This is a genomic window from Pseudomonas sp. MWU13-2105 (assembly GCF_023242315.1).
In the GTDB taxonomy this organism is placed as follows: Bacteria; Pseudomonadota; Gammaproteobacteria; order Pseudomonadales; family Pseudomonadaceae; genus Aquipseudomonas.
The window spans coordinates 32,408-46,927 of sequence record NZ_JALLIY010000025.1; the positions used below are offsets into that span (position 1 = coordinate 32,408).

A 14,520-nucleotide genomic window follows, 5' to 3' on the forward strand; every position below is an offset into this window, starting at 1 on the left:
ACCTTGCGATGAAAACCTTGCGTATCGGCTCCGGTGCCGGCTATTCGGGCGACCGCATTGAACCGGCGGTGGAACTGGCGGCCAAGGGCGAGCTGGATTACCTGGTGTTCGAGTGCCTGGCCGAACGGACCATCGCCCTGGCGCAACAGGTTCGGCTCAGCGATCCCGAGGCCGGTTATGACCCTTTGCTGCGTGAGCGCATGGAGCGCGTGCTGCCCTTCGTCGGCGGTGCCGGGCGGCGCCTGCGGATCATCACCAATATGGGCGCGGCCAATCCCCTGGCCGCCGCTCGGGAGGTCCGGCGGATCGCCGCCGAGCTGGGCTTGCCCGGCCTCAAGATTGCCGCGGTGACCGGTGACGATGTACTTGAGGTGCTGCGCGCCGAGCCGAGTCGTTTGCTGGACAACGGCTGGCGGGTCGAGCAGTTGGGCGAGCGGCTGGTTTCCGCCAATGCCTACCTGGGCGCGGAAGGCATCGTCCAGGCCCTGGCGGCCGATGCCGATGTGGTGATCACTGGCCGCGTCGCCGACCCGTCGTTGTTTCTCGCGCCGCAATGCTTCGAATTCGGCTGGGCGGCGGACGATTGGCCGCGCCTGGGTCGTGGCACGCTGCTCGGCCATCTGCTGGAGTGCGCGGGACAGATCACCGGCGGTTACTTTGCCGATCCGGGCGTCAAGGAGGTGCCGGACCTGGCGCACCTGGGCTTTCCCCTGGCCGAAGTGGATGCCGAGGGCCGGGCGATCATCACCAAAGTCAGCGGCAGCGGCGGGCGGGTGGATGTGGCCACCTGTAGCGAGCAGTTGCTCTACGAGGTGCATGACCCGGCGGCCTATCTGACGCCGGATGTCACGGCGGACTTTCAGGGCGTGAGTTTTGTCACGGAAGGCGTGGACCGGGTTGGCGTGCGGGGAGCGAGCGGGCGACCGCGTCCGCAAGCCCTGAAGGTTTCGGTCGGCTACCTGGACGGTTGGATCGGCGAGGGGCAGATGTCCTACGGCGGGCCGGGCGCCCTGGCCCGGGCGCGGCTGGCGCGGGAGATTGTCTTGCAGCGCCTGCAAATCATTGGTGTAAAAGCCGAGGAAGTCCGCGCGGAACTGATGGGTGTTGATGCCCTGTATGGCGAAGTGCTGGGTGCGCGAGGGCAGGGCGACCCCTGGGAAGTGCGTTTGCGGGTGGCGGCGCGGTGTGTCGAGCGGGCCGATGCGGTGCGCGTCGGTAATGAAGTGGAGACGCTGTACACCAACGGCCCCGCCGGCGGTGGCGGTGCGAGCAAAAGCGTACGGCAGGTGGTGGCGGTGGCGTCGCTGTTGTTGCCACGGGAAAACCTGACGGCGACGGTTCATCTGGAGGATCGCTCATGAAGGGCCTTGAATTGCGTGCGGTTGCCCATTCGCGCACGGGCGACAAAGGCGACACCTCGAATATCTCGGTAATTGCCTACCGTGCCGAGGACTACCCGAGGTTATGCGCGTGGCTGACGGCGGAGCGGGTGGCGGACTACTTTGCGTCGCTGCTCGATCCATCCGCCGGACCGGTACGGCGCTATGCGGTACCGGGGGTGTTGGCCTTGAATTTTGTCTTGCCGGGCATCCTCCGTGGCGGGGTCACCCGTTCCCTGGCGCTGGATGCCCACGGCAAAAGCTTGGGCTCGGCGTTACTGGATATGCCGTGGGAGTGCGATTAACCCACCTGTTTCAAACGCTGGGCGACCCGCTCGGTGATCAGGCTGCGCTGTTTGTGCGACTCCGCCGCCCGTTGCCGGGCAATCTCCAGCACCTGCGCGGACGCCGTCTCGGGGCTTCCGGAGTTAAATGGCGGCGCCGGTGCGTATTCCAGCTGCAACTGGATCACCTGGGCCTCTTGCGCGCCGACCAGTTCTGCGACCAGGGTCAGGGCAAAGTCGATCCCGGCGGTGATGCCGCCGCCGGTCAGCAGGTTGCCGTCACGGACCACACGGTCTTTCACGGGGATTGCACCGAGAGGCGCCAGCAGGTCGTGATAGGCCCAGTGAGTGGTGGCCTTGCGGCCTTGCAGCAGCCCGGCGGCACCCAGCACCAGGGAGCCGGTGCAGACCGAGGTGATATATCGCGCCTGCGCGGCCTGCCGGACGATGAACGAGAGGGTCTCGGTATCTTCCATCAAGGGCCCGACCCCGGCACCGCCCGGAATGCAGATCACGTCCAGGGGCGGACAGTCTTCGAAGGTCGTCGTCGGCGTAAAGACCAGGCCGGTGCTGGAGGTGATGGGGGCCAGGTCCTTCCAGATCAGATGGATCCGCACATCCGGCAGCGAGAACAGGACGTCGTAGGGGCCGGTGAGGTCGAGCTGTTGGACTTTGGGGAACAACAGAAAGCCGATATGCAGTGTCATGGCGATAGCTCCTTGGGAGTGAATAAGCAGGTCCGGCGAGGCTGGACGAACCTACTGTAGTTTCGTAGGCTTTGGCGTATCCGCCATTAACCCCACGTTTCACGCCAAACCTTATGAACGCACCCAGAACGATCCGGATCCTGGCTTTCCCCAATGTGCAGGTGCTCGATGTCACGGGGCCGCTGCAGGTCTTCGCCTCGGCCAACGACCTGGCGCGGGCCCAGGGCCTGCCGCTGCCGTATGCCGTTAGCGTGGTTGCCGCCCAGGGCGAGCCGGTGATGAGTTCGGCGGGTTTGGCCCTGGTGGCGGAGCCGTTGCCGGCGTCGGGCACGCCCTGCGACACCCTGGTCATCGCCGGCGGCTGGGGCACCTACGCGGCCGCCGAGGACCCGCTGCAGGTGGCCTGGGTGCGCCAGCAGGCCGCTTGTGCGCGGCGGGTCGCCTCGGTCTGCACCGGGGCGTTCCTGCTGGCGGCCAGCGGCTGGCTGGACGGGCGGCGGGTGGCCACCCACTGGACCCGTTGCGAACAATTGGCGGCGCAGTACCCGCGGCTGCGGGTCGAGCCCAATCCGATCTTTATCAACGACGGTCCGGTCTGGACCTCGGCCGGGGTGACGGCAGGCATCGACTTGTCCCTGGCCCTGGTTGAAGCGGACCTGGGGCGCCCCGTGGCGCTGGAGGTCGCGCGGCACTTGGTGGTGTTCCTGAAGCGCCCGGGCGGGCAGTCGCAATTCAGCGCCACCTTGTCCTTGCAGAAGGCCGGCAACCGTTTCGCTGAGTTGCAGGCGTGGATCGCCGAACACCTGGCGCAGGACCTGTCGATTTCGATCCTGGCGCAGCAGGCGGGCATGAGCGAGCGCAGTTTCGTCCGTCACTATCGCGCCGAAACCGGCCAGACGCCGGCCCGGGCCATCGAGCAGATCCGTGTGGAAACCGCCCGGCGCCTGCTGAGCGACACCACGCTGCCGATCAAGCGGATCGCCACCCGCTGCGGTTTCGGCAGCGAGGAAACCCTGCGCCGCAGCTTTCTGCGGGCCATGAGTGTCACGCCACAGGCCTACCGCGAGCGTTTTTCAGTGCGGGCATAGGACCCCGCCGGGTGACGCCGTCGATCCACTTCGTTGATCTAAGCCATCCCCTGAGCGCCGATTGCGCCTAAGCTTTTGGAATATCAGACGTAGTTCGCAATAAAACCTGTACGTTAAGCATGTTTTGTAAAACCTATGGCATCATGCCATTAATGCTTTCCCTGATACCCAAATAAGATGAGCACCGGTCTGTGTCAGTGATTCCCCTAGTTGTGTGTGACGACTCCAACATGGCCCGTAAGCAGGTTTTACGGGCGCTGCCGACGGACTGGCAGGTTTCGATCACCGAGGCCAGCGATGGTCGACAGGGGCTGGATGCCATTCGCCAGGGCTTGGGACAGGTGGTGCTGCTCGACCTGACCATGCCGGAAATGGATGGTTACCAGGTGCTCTCGGCGATTCGTGCCGAAGGTTTGCAGGCACAGGTGATCGTGATCTCCGGTGACGTCCAGGAAGAGGCGGTACGCCGGGTTCACGAGCTGGGCGCGCTGGCGTTCCTGAAAAAACCCTTCGACCAGGACGAACTGCGCGAGACCCTCGACCGACTGGGGCTGCTGAATGTCCCAGGTCCGGCGCAGTCAGCCGCTCGCCCTGAACCGACGGCTGAAATCAGTTTCCGCGATGCCTTTCGCGAAACGGTCAACGTCGCCATCGGTCGTGCGGCGGCGCTGATTGCCAAGGTCCTCGGGGTGTTCGTGCAGTTGCCGGTACCGAACGTGAATATCCTCGAAGTGGGCGAGCTGCACATGGCGCTGATGGATGCCGGGAGCGGCAACCAGCTCACCGCCATTTGCCAGGGCTTTATCGGCAGCGGCATCGCCGGCGAAGCCTTGCTGATGTTCCATGACTCGGAAATCGCCGACATGGCGCAGTTGATGCAGCGCCAGGGCACCGAGTATTCGGACCTGGAAATGCTGCTGGACCTCTCCAGCGTGCTGATCGGCGCGTGCCTGAGCAGTATTGCCGAGCAGATCGACGTGGTGTTTTCCCAGGGCCATCCACAGATTCTCGGGCAGCATGCGGCCATCGACGAACTGATCCGGGTCAACCAGCAACGCTGGAGAAAGACCCTGGCGGTGGAAATCAGCTATAGCCTGGAAGGACACGACATTCATTTCGACTTGCTGCTGTTGTTCACGGAAGACTCCATCGAGCGGTTGACCGACAAACTCGCCTACCTGATGAATTGAGCCATGAACGACACTCTCGATCTGAACGAGTTTCACTGGTTGCTGGCGATTGTCCAGAGCATCGATGTCGGCGTGGTGGTGCTGGACCGCGACTACTGCGTGCAGGTCTGGAACACCTTCATGGAAAACCGTTCCGGGGTGCAGCCCAAGGACGCCAACAACCAGTCTTTCTTCAGCCTGTTTCCCGAAGTCGATCGCGAATGGTTCAGCCGCAAGGTGGAGAGCGTCGCGACCCTGGGCACGCCGGCGTTCACCATCTGGGAGCAGCGACCTTATCTGGTGCGGTTCAAGAACTACCAGCCGATCACCGGCCAGGAAGACTTCATGTACCAGAACACCACGTTGTTGCCGTTGCGCTCCACCAACAGCGCAATCACCCATATCTGCCTGGTGATCTATGACGTCACCGACGTGGCCACCAACCGCCACCAGCTCCAGGCGGCCAATGCCAAGTTGCAGAAGCTCTCCAGCACCGATCGCCTGACCGGGCTGTACAACCGTGGGCACTGGGAGGAAAGCCTGAAGGCCGCCTATGCGCGGAACCAGCGCTATGGCAATGCCACGAGCCTGGTGATGTTCGACATCGACCACTTCAAGCGGGTCAATGACACCTATGGCCATCAAGCGGGAGACAAGGTCATCGAGCATGTGGCCGATATGGTCCGCGAGCATGTGCGTGACAGCGACGTGGCCGGGCGTTATGGCGGCGAAGAATTTGGCGTGGTGCTGTCGGACACCGACAAGGCCGGCGCACGTTTTTTTGCCGAACGCTTGCGCAAGGCGATCGAAGGCCTGGAGGTCGTACATGAAGGCCAGAGCATCCGTTTCACCATCAGCCTGGGGGTGGCGGACTTGAGCCAGCCTTCGATCAGTCACGCCGACCTGATCGCCTGGGCGGACCATGCCTTGTATGCGTCGAAGAAGGCCGGGCGTAATCGGGTGACGGTCTACGAGTGAACCGACCCCGATTCGCCATGCCATCCCCGCCCTTGATTGGACTGCATAGGCCGCAATGCTCGGAGCCTGATGCGTGTGCCAGGACGTTTCTTGAGGATCAGTATTGATGCGGTAGCGCGATTTGCCGGCTGCCGATCAGCTTTCCCCATTTCTCAGTGGGCAGGTAAACCCGGACCATCGTCGCTATCGGGTTGATAAAAGGTGTTTTCCCCAGCTGCGTGTTGGTGCTGGTCGTGACGCCGAGCAAACCATTGACCACGGCACGAATGAGCAGATGTTCGCAGTTGTTCTGCCCGGCGAGAAACATCGACTTGCCGCTGTCGACAGTGGGCAGGCAGTAGGCGCACAAGATGTTTTTGGCGTAAGCCTTTGGAATTCCCATGATATGGAACACCTCGGCGCGGGTTTTCCATCGGTCGAAGGCGTTGTCGGCGTAACCCACGTAGGTCGAATTCTCGCCGGTGTTATGGATGATGTAGATGCAGGCCGTTGTCGCGGGAGCGGGGTTGACCGAAGGCGTGGCATCGTCGCCACAGGCAAGCCCCATATCCCACGATTGATAGGTTTTGAAATGGAATTCCGCGATCGCCATTACCATGCTCCCTGGTTTTGGAGAAAGATCGTATCAGAGGGCAAATCGCCCCACTAGAGTCTGTCGGAACGGCACTCGCCAGCCCGTTGAGCGGGTGTGTGCTCAGGCCCGCCGAGCCATCAACAGCACCGAAGCCGCCCCCGACAGCAGCACCGCGCAACCGCGATTGAACAGGCGCTTGCCCTTGGGTTCGGCGAACCAGCGGCGCATATGCACGCCCATGTAAGCGTAAGCGCTGATGGCGATCAGTTCCAGCATCAGGAACAGGGCGCCGAGCACGGCGAACTGGGCGGGAATGCCTCGGGTCGGGTCGATGAACTGGGGCAGGAAGGCGGTGAAGATGAGAATGGCTTTTGGGTTGCCGGCCGCCACCAGGAACTCCTGGCGGGCGAGGGCGCGCAGGCTGGCGGGGGCGCTTTGGGCGCGGGTGTCGGCATCGGGGTTGGCGCGCCAGAGCTGGAGGGCGAGGTAGATCAGGTAGGCGGCGCCGAGAATCTTGATTCCATAGAACAGCAGCTCCGAGGTTTGCAGCACCACCGCCAGGCCCGCCGAGGCCAGGGCGATCATTCCGGCAAACGCCAGCAAGCGCCCGAAGCCCGCCAGGCAGGAAGTGCGAAAGCCATAGCGCGTCGAGTTGCTGACCGAGAGCAGGTTGTTCGGGCCGGGGGCCATATTCAGGGCGAAGCACGCCGGGATAAACAGGATCAGTGTCGGCAGGTCCATGGCGGGCTCCGGGGGCGAGAGGCGGAAAAGTTCGACAATAACGTCAAATCTTCGCCGGGTGCCAGTGTGCCTGGGGCTTTCCTCATCTGTACCTGGAACTTGTCGCGCAGGTGTACCGTACATCACACTGACAACTCGGTTTCGCGCCAGGTTGTCCTGTTCCCGAGGTGTTCCCTTATGCGTCGAAAATGACGCGCAGATGTGGACTTCGCAGCACGCTCGCCGGAGTGACTGTATGTCGTTGCCAGGGGATCCGGCCGAAGTACCAGACGCGCCAGAACGCGAGCTTCGGATCGGGATTGTCTTGCAGCAACGTGGCGAACGTCTCCACTTCGCCGAGCAAAATGTCCGTCGCTTCCTGGATCACCTCACGCACGAAGCGAGAACAGAACTGGCGTCGCGAATGGATGTTGAAACCGGTGTCGTAGAAGGTTCCCATCCGCCGCTCCGCCGCGCTCACCAGACCGCGGCGATGCCGGTCGTCGAGCGGCGCGGCCAGCCTGGCGACTGTGCAGCGGCCGTGTTCGGAGCGTTCCAGGAACCGGCTCATCGGCGTGGTCCGGGCAAAAGGAAAAGTACTCTCCGCAATCAAGGGGTCATCGCCACGGTCGTCGACGACGACTCCCACGTGATTGGTCCATGAGTTCGTGGCGTTGGCCACTTCCAGGAAGGGGCGCGCGGTGACTCGGATGAAAACCAGGTCGCCGATGTGCAAATCACCCACGGGTGCTCCTGCGGCAGGCAACTCGACGTGGGAACTGCTGTGCACACCCTCTGAACGTATGACGCTGTTCATCCCGCTGCTAATGGACATGCTGGTCTCCTGGTTCTTTTGAAGACCCAGTATGTGAGCAGGGTGCATGTTTCACACCTTTATCCTTGGAATTTCCTTATGCTGATACCTTTAGTATCGGATTCCAATACCTTTATGACTGCAATTACCCAGCTCGTCGCGACGATCAAGCAGCGCCTCAAGTCCGCGGGAATGACCTATCGCGACGTTGCCCAGGCGCTGGACCTCTCGGAGCCCAGCGTGAAGCGCCTGCTCGCCAGCGGGCGGCTGACAGTCGAGCGCCTTGCGCAGTTCTGTGATCTGCTGGGGCTGACGATGGCGGAACTGCTGCAGGAGGCCGAGGCGTCGGTGCCGCGCCTGCAAATGCTGAGGCGTGAACAGGAAGCGCAGCTTGTCTCGAATGAGAAATTGTTGTTGGTGGCCGTGTGTGCGCTGAACCAATGGTCGCTGGGCGACATGGTGTCTGCCTACCATCTGTCGAAAGCCGAGTGCATCAAGCATCTGCTGGTGTTGGAGCGGATGGGGTTGGTGGACTTGAAGCCGGGAAATCGCATCAGGCTGCTCGTGGCACGAGATTTTGATTGGCTGCCGGACGGCCCTATCCGGCAGTTCTTTGTGCAGCAGGGGCTGCCCGATTTCATGGCAAGTCGCTTCGACGTTGCTGATGAGACCCTGGACTTTGCCCATGGCATGTTGACGAAGGCCGCGTATGCCCAGTTGCAGGTTGAAATGCACAGGTTGCGTAGCAGGCTGGCAGCGCTTCACCGCGAATCCTTGAGCGCGCCCTTGTCCGAGAAGCGCGGCACGGCGCTTCTGCTGGCGACGCGTGTCTGGGAGCCGCAGGCGTTCAGAGCGCTCAAACGGCCGGCGCCCGCTCATTCTCAAGAATAAGTAGCTGTTTTAAAACAAATTTGTTTGCCTTGGGGCTTCCCAGGCGATGGGAAAGTTGGTAAATTTCCGCGCACTCTCGCAGCGACCCTTCTCGGGTTCGCAAGCTGCTAGGTCAACAACCGGGTGTCATGCACTCGTCGCAACAGATACAGGGGCGTCGCCAAGCGGTAAGGCAGCAGGTTTTGATCCTGCCATGCGTTGGTTCGAATCCAGCCGCCCCTGCCATTTTCCCTCCCGTGCAATTGCTCCGATCGCATGCGGCAATGCACAGTCAGGCCAGTCCGGATCGATAGATCAGGCCACTCGATTTCTTTCCAACGACTTTACCGGGTATGCGTATTGTACTGGCTCATGCCAGCCGTTGACGCATCTGCTCACTGGCCGCCGGCCCGGCCTGCACCGTGCTGCGGTTCAACGGCACCGCGCGCCCATCGGCGATATCCGCCATCATCAACTGCAATGGTCGCCCGCTCTCGCGTTCGACGATCTGTACGCTTTCGCCTTCCGGTGCGTAATGGCGATTACCCCATTCCACAAACGCCATGAGCACCACGCGAAAATCCTCGCCCTTGGCGGTCGGCACATATTCATAACGCAGTGGGCGCTGGCTGTAGGGCTGACGTTCGAGCAAACCCGCTTCCACCAGCGCATTCAGGCGCCGGGTCAGCATGTTCGGGGCAATCTCCAGGCTGCGGGAGAATTCGTCGAAGCGCTTCAGGCCATGCAAGGCATCGCGCATGATCAAGATACTCCACCACTCACCCACCCGTTCAAGGCTGCGGGCAACCGGGCATTCGGCATGGCTCAGGGTTTTGCGTTGCATGGCGGCTCCTGTCGGGCGCTCGGACATTTGTGAGCGGGCTATGTTACTTTCATGATGATAGTAGCGTCCACAAGCCATTACCTCGCTCAATCACCTGAAGGAGTTGGATCGTCATGAACAAACGCATCGTCGTCACCGGCATGGGCGCGCTGACCCCGCTGGGCTGCGGAGTCGAACAGATCTGGCAACGCCTGCTGGCCGGACAGTCCGGTATCCGCCACTTGCCAGTGGAGTTGATCGGCGACCTGTCGATCAGTATCGGTGGCCAGGTCCCGGACCGCACTCAGGACCCGGAGGCCGGCTTCGATCCGGATCAACTGCTGGCCGCCAAGGAACAACGCAAGATGGACCGCTTCATCCTGTTTGCCCTGGCGGCGGCGGATGAGGCCCTGGCCCAGGCCGGCTGGGCTCCCGACTCCCCGCAGGCGCAGGAACGCACGGCAACCATCATTGCCTCTGGTGTCGGCGGCTTTCCCGCCATTGCCGAAGCGGTGCGCACTACGGACAGTAAAGGGCCGAGGCGTTTGTCGCCGTTCACCATTCCTTCGTTTCTCAGCAACATGGCCGCCGGTCACGTCTCGATCCGCTACGGTCTCAAGGGACCGCTGGGGGCTCCGGTGACCGCCTGTGCCGCTGGCGTCCAGGCCATCGGCGACGCCGCCCGGATGATCCGTGCAGGGGAAATCGATGTGGCGGTCTGCGGTGGCACTGAGGCCTGCATCCACAGGGTCAGCCTGGCTGGCTTCGCGGCGGCCCGGGCGCTGTCGAGTGATTACAATGAGACGCCGCAGCGCGCCTCCCGGCCCTTCGATCAAGCCCGTGATGGCTTCGTCATGGGCGAGGGTGCCGGCCTGTTGGTGATCGAGGAGCTGGAACATGCCCTGGCACGCGGCGCCAAGCCGCTCGCCGAGTTGGTGGGGTATGGCACCAGCTCTGATGCTTACCACATGACTGCCGGCCCGGAGGATGGCGACGGTGCTCGCCGCGCCATGCAGCAGGCATTGCGCCAGGCCGGGATCGAGCCGTCCCAGGTCCGGCACCTGAATGCGCATGCTACCTCGACGCCGGTGGGTGACAAGGGCGAATTGGCGGCGATCAAGGCCGTGTTCGGGACAATCGGTGGGCCGGCCATCAGCTCGACCAAGTCCGCCACCGGACATTTGTTGGGCGCCGCCGGGGGGATCGAGGCGATCTTCACGGTGCTGGCGTTGCGTGACCAGGTGGCGCCGGCGACGCTCAATCTGGATAACCCCGATGAGCTCGCCGAAGGTCTTGATCTGATTCGCGGCCAGGCGCGGCCGTTGCCCATGGAGTACGCGCTCTCCAATGGCTTCGGTTTTGGCGGGGTCAATGCCAGCGTGCTGTTCAAGCGCTGGGTGTAGGGCATCAGATACGGTCTTGACCCTGGGCTCACTACTGCGGCCAGCATAATCAATGTGGGAGCCCGGCTTGCCGGCGATGAGGCCCTTGAGGACGCCATCGCCGGCAAGCCGGGCTCCTGCAAAGGATAGGGTCTACCTGGAGAATTTCCGTGCGCCGGCCACGCAGAGGATCACGGCTACAGTGACCCCCAGCATGCCCAGGCTGACCTGCTCGTGCAGTAAAGTCGCCGCCAGGGCCAAGCCGAAAAACGGCTGCAAAAGCTGCAGTTGTCCCACGGCGGCAATCCCGCCCTGGGCCAGCCCGCGGTACCAGAACACAAACCCGATCAGCATGCTGAACAGCGAGACGTACGCCAGGCTCAACCAGGCGGGCGTGCTGATGCCGGTGAACGAGGCAGGGGCCAGGCACCCGGCCAGCACGAGCATCAGCGGCAGCGACAGGACCAGCGCCCAGGAAATCACCTGCCAGCCGCCCAGCGTCCGGGAGAGCTTCGCTCCTTCGGCGTAACCCAGGCCGCATACCAGCACCGCCATCAGCATCAGCATATCGCCCTTGGGCGAGGCGCTCAGCCCCTGGGACACGGCGAACCCCACCACCAGCAGGCTGCCCAGCACGGAAAAGCCCCAGAACACCGGCCGCGGCCGCTCGCCACCGCGCAGGACAGCGAAGGCGGCGGTTGCCAGCGGCAACAGGCCGAGGAATACAATGGAGTGCGCCGAGGTCACGTACTGCAACGCCAGCGCCGTCAACAGCGGGAACCCCAGCACGACACCGATGGCCACCACCGCCAGGGACAATAGTTGGTTGCGGGCCGGGCGCTTTTCCCTGGACAGCAACAGCAGGCACAGCGCCAGAACCCCGGCGATGCTCGCCCGGGCCAGGGTTAGAAACACCGGGTCGAACTCCAGGACCGCCACCCGTGTCGCGGGCAGCGAGCCGCTGAAGATCAGCACTCCGATAAAACCATTGAGCCAGCCACGGGTGCTTGTGGCGATTGCTGGGGTATTCAGGGGCGAGGTTCGTTGCATTTTCGCTTCACACTCAGGGTCGGGGTTGCTTGAAACGCATGCTATGACTGACTATTGATACAATCAAAAAATTGTCATGGATACATCTGCCCCATGCCTCGTTCCCGGTACAAGTCGCTGGTTGATGTTTTGGCCGCCGATATCCGCGCAGGACGCTTGCCGCCCGGTGCCCGCTTGCCGACTCATCGCCAACTCGCCGCCAGCCATGGCCTGGCGCTGGCCACCGCCAGCCGGGTCTATGCGGAGCTTGAGGCGATGGGCCTGGTCAGCGGGGAAACGGGGCGCGGCACTTTTGTCCGGGAGACGTCCCTACCTTCCGGCCTGGGCATCGACCAGCCCGACGTTGCCCAGGGAATGGTCGATCTCAACTTCAACTATCCCTCGTCGCCGGGACAGGCCGAGCAGCTACGCATGGCCTTGCGTCAGTTGGCCTTGTCCGGCGACCTGGAGTCCTTGCTGCGCTACCACCCGCATGCCGGGCGCCTGCATGAGCGGGCAGCAGTCGCCCGTCACCTGGGGACGCGCGGGCTGAGCGTGGCGGCCGAGCAGGTGCTGATTGTCAGCGGCGCCCAGCATGGCTTGACGGTGGTGCTGATGGCGTTCTTGCAGCCTGGCGACGTGATCGCCGCGGACGCCTTGACCTATCCGGGATTCAAGGTGTTGGCGCAGGCGCTGCACCTTGAGGTGGTGGCGATTCCCGTCACTGACCAGGGGCCGGATCTGGATGCCCTGGAACAGCTTTGCCGCAGTCGTCCGGTGCGTGCCGTCTACAGCATGCCGACCCTGCATAATCCGATGGGCTGGGTGATGGCGGCCGATCAGCGCGAACACCTGGTGTCGATCGCGCGCCAGCATGACCTGTTGATTATCGAGGACGCGGCCTACGCGTACCTGGTGGAGGACGCGCCGCCACCGCTCGCCGAGCTGGCGCCGGAACGGACCCTCTATGTTTCCGGCCTCTCCAAGAGCGTGGCCGCCGGTTTGCGGGTTGGATTCGTCGCTGCGCCGGTTCTGCGGGTGGCCGCGCTGGAGCGAACCATCCGGGCGACCACCTGGAACACGCCGGGGGTGTTGACGGCGATTGCCAGCGCCTGGATCGAAGATGGCACTGTCGCCAGGCTCGAGGTGCAAAAGCGCCAGGATGCCCAGGCCAGGCAAGTCATGGCTGACGAGTTGCTGGCCGGACTGCACAGCGTGCGCCATCGGTCATCCTTCTTTCTCTGGCTGCCCCTGCCGGAAGAGGCACGGGCCGATCAGATTGCCATGGCGCTGATGCGCGAGCAGATCTCGGTCTCCACCGCCGAGCCGTTTGCGACCTCGCTGCATGTGCCGCATGCGATCCGCCTGGCGTTGGGCTCGGTGGACATCGACACCCTTCGCGTTGCGCTGGTGAAAGTAAAGCGGGTGCTCGGGCCGCTGTTCTGATCCGTATTTTTCGGCGCTATCTGCCTCTGTAATGTATTCGGCCCGCGACCGACAATGAACCCACGGATCAGCCTTGCGCAGATGCCCGGGGCTACTGCCTGTGCTGCCGGGCCACGGACTTCTGTTGGCTCTGCTCCGTAAACTCATTGCGCAACCCGCGCTATGCCCTGACCTTATAGTTGAGGAGGCCTTATGGCCAAGATGGCGATGTTCCTGGGTGGATTTCTCATACTGACAATCGCGATTGGCCTGCTGGCCACGATTTCTCCGACATAATCCCTAGGCCAGATAGCGCCGGAACCATCCCAGCGTCCGGTCCCAGGCCAGCTTGGCGGCGGCCTCGTCGTACCTCGGCGTGGAGTCGTTGTGGAAGCCGTGGTTGACCCCGGCGTAGATATGCGCCTCATAAACCTTGCCGGCGGCTTTCAAGGCCTGCTCATAGGCGGGCCAGCCGTCGGTGATGGGCTTGTCCAGTTCGGCGTAGTGCAGCAGCAGGGGCGCCTTGATCCGTACCACTTCCTCGGCCTTTGGCTGACGGCCATAGAAGGGCACGGCGGCACTGAGTTCCGGATAGGCCACGGCGGCGGCATTGGCGACCCCGCCGCCATAGCAGAAGCCGGTAATGCCGACTTTGCCGGTGGTGGTGTCGTGCTGCATCAGCCATTCGATGGCGGCAAAAAAGTCATTCATGAGCTTTTCCGGATCGACCGTCAGTTGCAGTTCGCGGCCCTTGTCGTCATTGCCGGGATAGCCGCCGACCGATGACAGGCCATCCGGGGCCAGGGCGATGTATCCGGCTTTGGCCACCCGCCGGGCAACATCCTCGATGTAGGGATTGAGCCCACGGTTTTCATGCACGACCACTACCGCCGGCACCTTGCCGCTGGCCTTGGCCGGACGCACCCGATAGGCACGCACCTGCCCGTTACCCTTGGGGGAGGGATAGGTGATGTATTCGGCGACGATGTCCGGGTCGGTAAACGGTACCTGCTCGGCCAGCGCATAATTCGGGCTCAGCGCAGCCAGCAGGCTGCTGGCGGCCAGGCCACCGAGGGTGAACTTCGCCGCGCGATCAAGAAACTCCCGGCGGTTGATCTTGCCGTGGACGTAGTAGTCGTACAGCTCCAGCAGTTCAGGGGCAAAGTCTTTCGCGGTGAGACGTTCCATCTGTGCGCTACCTTTGGAGGTGGTCGGGTTCCGGCCTAGTGTAGAAGCTAAACGCCGGATTCCGGACTTGAACGGCTTTTGCCTGGCAAG

Annotated in this window: 15 protein-coding genes and 1 tRNA gene; 9 read left to right on the forward strand and 7 right to left on the reverse strand. The window is 63.0% G+C overall.

Annotated features, from left to right (window positions below):
- Nucleotides 1–8 precede the first annotated feature (8 nt).
- Entirely contained in the window at nucleotides 9–1,361 is a 1,353-nt protein-coding gene (locus M5B96_RS29100; protein ID WP_248800373.1) for an acyclic terpene utilization AtuA family protein, read from the forward strand.
- Nucleotides 1,358–1,684 (forward strand): hypothetical protein, encoded by a 327-nt coding sequence (locus M5B96_RS29105; protein ID WP_248800374.1) that lies wholly within the window; start codon nucleotides 1,358–1,360, stop codon nucleotides 1,682–1,684. The genes M5B96_RS29100 and M5B96_RS29105 overlap by 4 nt, the downstream gene beginning before the upstream one ends.
- Here M5B96_RS29105 and inhA read toward each other — a convergent pair.
- Nucleotides 1,681–2,370, reverse strand: coding sequence for an isonitrile hydratase (gene inhA, locus M5B96_RS29110; RefSeq protein WP_248800375.1), 690 nt, complete (start codon nucleotides 2,368–2,370; stop codon nucleotides 1,681–1,683). The two genes, M5B96_RS29105 and inhA, sit on opposite strands and share 4 nt — an antisense overlap.
- A gap of 113 nt (nucleotides 2,371–2,483) precedes the next feature.
- Here inhA and M5B96_RS29115 point away from each other — a divergent pair, with 113 nt between their 5' ends.
- The 3 genes from M5B96_RS29115 to M5B96_RS29125 all read left to right on the forward strand — a co-directional run bounded on the left by M5B96_RS29115 (nucleotide 2,484) and on the right by M5B96_RS29125 (nucleotide 5,605).
- The gene (locus M5B96_RS29115; protein ID WP_248800376.1) at nucleotides 2,484–3,458 is read left to right on the forward strand and encodes a GlxA family transcriptional regulator; all 975 of its coding nucleotides are present in this window, start codon (nucleotides 2,484–2,486) and stop codon (nucleotides 3,456–3,458) included.
- A 191-nt stretch (nucleotides 3,459–3,649) separates the two neighbouring features.
- Nucleotides 3,650–4,648, forward strand: a complete 999-nt coding sequence (locus M5B96_RS29120) for a response regulator (protein ID WP_318654862.1) — start codon at nucleotides 3,650–3,652, stop codon at nucleotides 4,646–4,648.
- 3 nt (nucleotides 4,649–4,651) lie between these two features.
- On the forward strand, nucleotides 4,652–5,605 hold the full coding sequence (locus tag M5B96_RS29125; protein WP_248800378.1) for a diguanylate cyclase: 954 nt from the start codon (nucleotides 4,652–4,654) through the stop codon (nucleotides 5,603–5,605).
- 97 nt (nucleotides 5,606–5,702) lie between these two features.
- Here the strand turns inward: M5B96_RS29125 and M5B96_RS29130 are convergent, their stop codons facing one another.
- The 3 genes from M5B96_RS29130 to M5B96_RS29140 form a co-directional block, all read right to left on the reverse strand.
- Nucleotides 5,703–6,197 (reverse strand): hypothetical protein, encoded by a 495-nt coding sequence (locus M5B96_RS29130; RefSeq protein ID WP_248800379.1) that lies wholly within the window; start codon nucleotides 6,195–6,197, stop codon nucleotides 5,703–5,705.
- A gap of 102 nt (nucleotides 6,198–6,299) precedes the next feature.
- Nucleotides 6,300–6,920, reverse strand: coding sequence for a LysE family translocator (locus M5B96_RS29135; RefSeq protein ID WP_248800380.1), 621 nt, complete (start codon nucleotides 6,918–6,920; stop codon nucleotides 6,300–6,302).
- 175 nt (nucleotides 6,921–7,095) lie between these two features.
- Nucleotides 7,096–7,734 carry a YebB family permuted papain-like enzyme gene (locus M5B96_RS29140; protein WP_248800381.1) on the reverse strand — a complete coding sequence of 213 codons (639 nt, stop codon included), beginning with the start codon at nucleotides 7,732–7,734 and terminating at the stop codon, nucleotides 7,096–7,098.
- A 78-nt stretch (nucleotides 7,735–7,812) separates the two neighbouring features.
- Between M5B96_RS29140 and M5B96_RS29145 the strand changes: the two genes are divergently transcribed.
- Nucleotides 7,813–8,604: a helix-turn-helix domain-containing protein gene (locus tag M5B96_RS29145; RefSeq protein WP_248800382.1), complete on the forward strand. Its 792-nt coding sequence runs from the start codon at nucleotides 7,813–7,815 to the stop codon at nucleotides 8,602–8,604.
- 150 nt (nucleotides 8,605–8,754) lie between these two features.
- A tRNA-Gln gene (locus M5B96_RS29150) sits at nucleotides 8,755–8,829 on the forward strand.
- 124 nt (nucleotides 8,830–8,953) lie between these two features.
- On the opposite strand, the gene M5B96_RS29155 is transcribed toward M5B96_RS29150, so the two are convergent.
- On the reverse strand, nucleotides 8,954–9,427 hold the full coding sequence (locus M5B96_RS29155) for a winged helix-turn-helix transcriptional regulator (RefSeq protein ID WP_248800383.1): 474 nt from the start codon (nucleotides 9,425–9,427) through the stop codon (nucleotides 8,954–8,956).
- Nucleotides 9,428–9,540: 113 nt separating this feature from the next.
- Between M5B96_RS29155 and fabF the strand changes: the two genes are divergently transcribed.
- Nucleotides 9,541–10,809, forward strand: coding sequence for a beta-ketoacyl-ACP synthase II (gene fabF / locus M5B96_RS29160; protein WP_248800384.1), 1,269 nt, complete (start codon nucleotides 9,541–9,543; stop codon nucleotides 10,807–10,809).
- Nucleotides 10,810–10,941: 132 nt separating this feature from the next.
- Here the strand turns inward: fabF and M5B96_RS29165 are convergent, their stop codons facing one another.
- On the reverse strand, nucleotides 10,942–11,838 hold the full coding sequence (locus M5B96_RS29165; RefSeq protein WP_248800385.1) for a DMT family transporter: 897 nt from the start codon (nucleotides 11,836–11,838) through the stop codon (nucleotides 10,942–10,944).
- Between the two features lie 93 nt (nucleotides 11,839–11,931).
- On the opposite strand from M5B96_RS29165, the gene M5B96_RS29170 reads away from it, so the two are divergent.
- Nucleotides 11,932–13,263, forward strand: a complete 1,332-nt coding sequence (locus M5B96_RS29170) for a PLP-dependent aminotransferase family protein (protein WP_248800386.1) — start codon at nucleotides 11,932–11,934, stop codon at nucleotides 13,261–13,263.
- A 279-nt stretch (nucleotides 13,264–13,542) separates the two neighbouring features.
- Here M5B96_RS29170 and yghX read toward each other — a convergent pair whose 3' ends face one another.
- Nucleotides 13,543–14,430 (reverse strand): YghX family hydrolase, encoded by an 888-nt coding sequence (gene yghX, locus M5B96_RS29175; RefSeq protein ID WP_248800387.1) that lies wholly within the window; start codon nucleotides 14,428–14,430, stop codon nucleotides 13,543–13,545.
- Nucleotides 14,431–14,520: the final 90 nt, after the last annotated feature.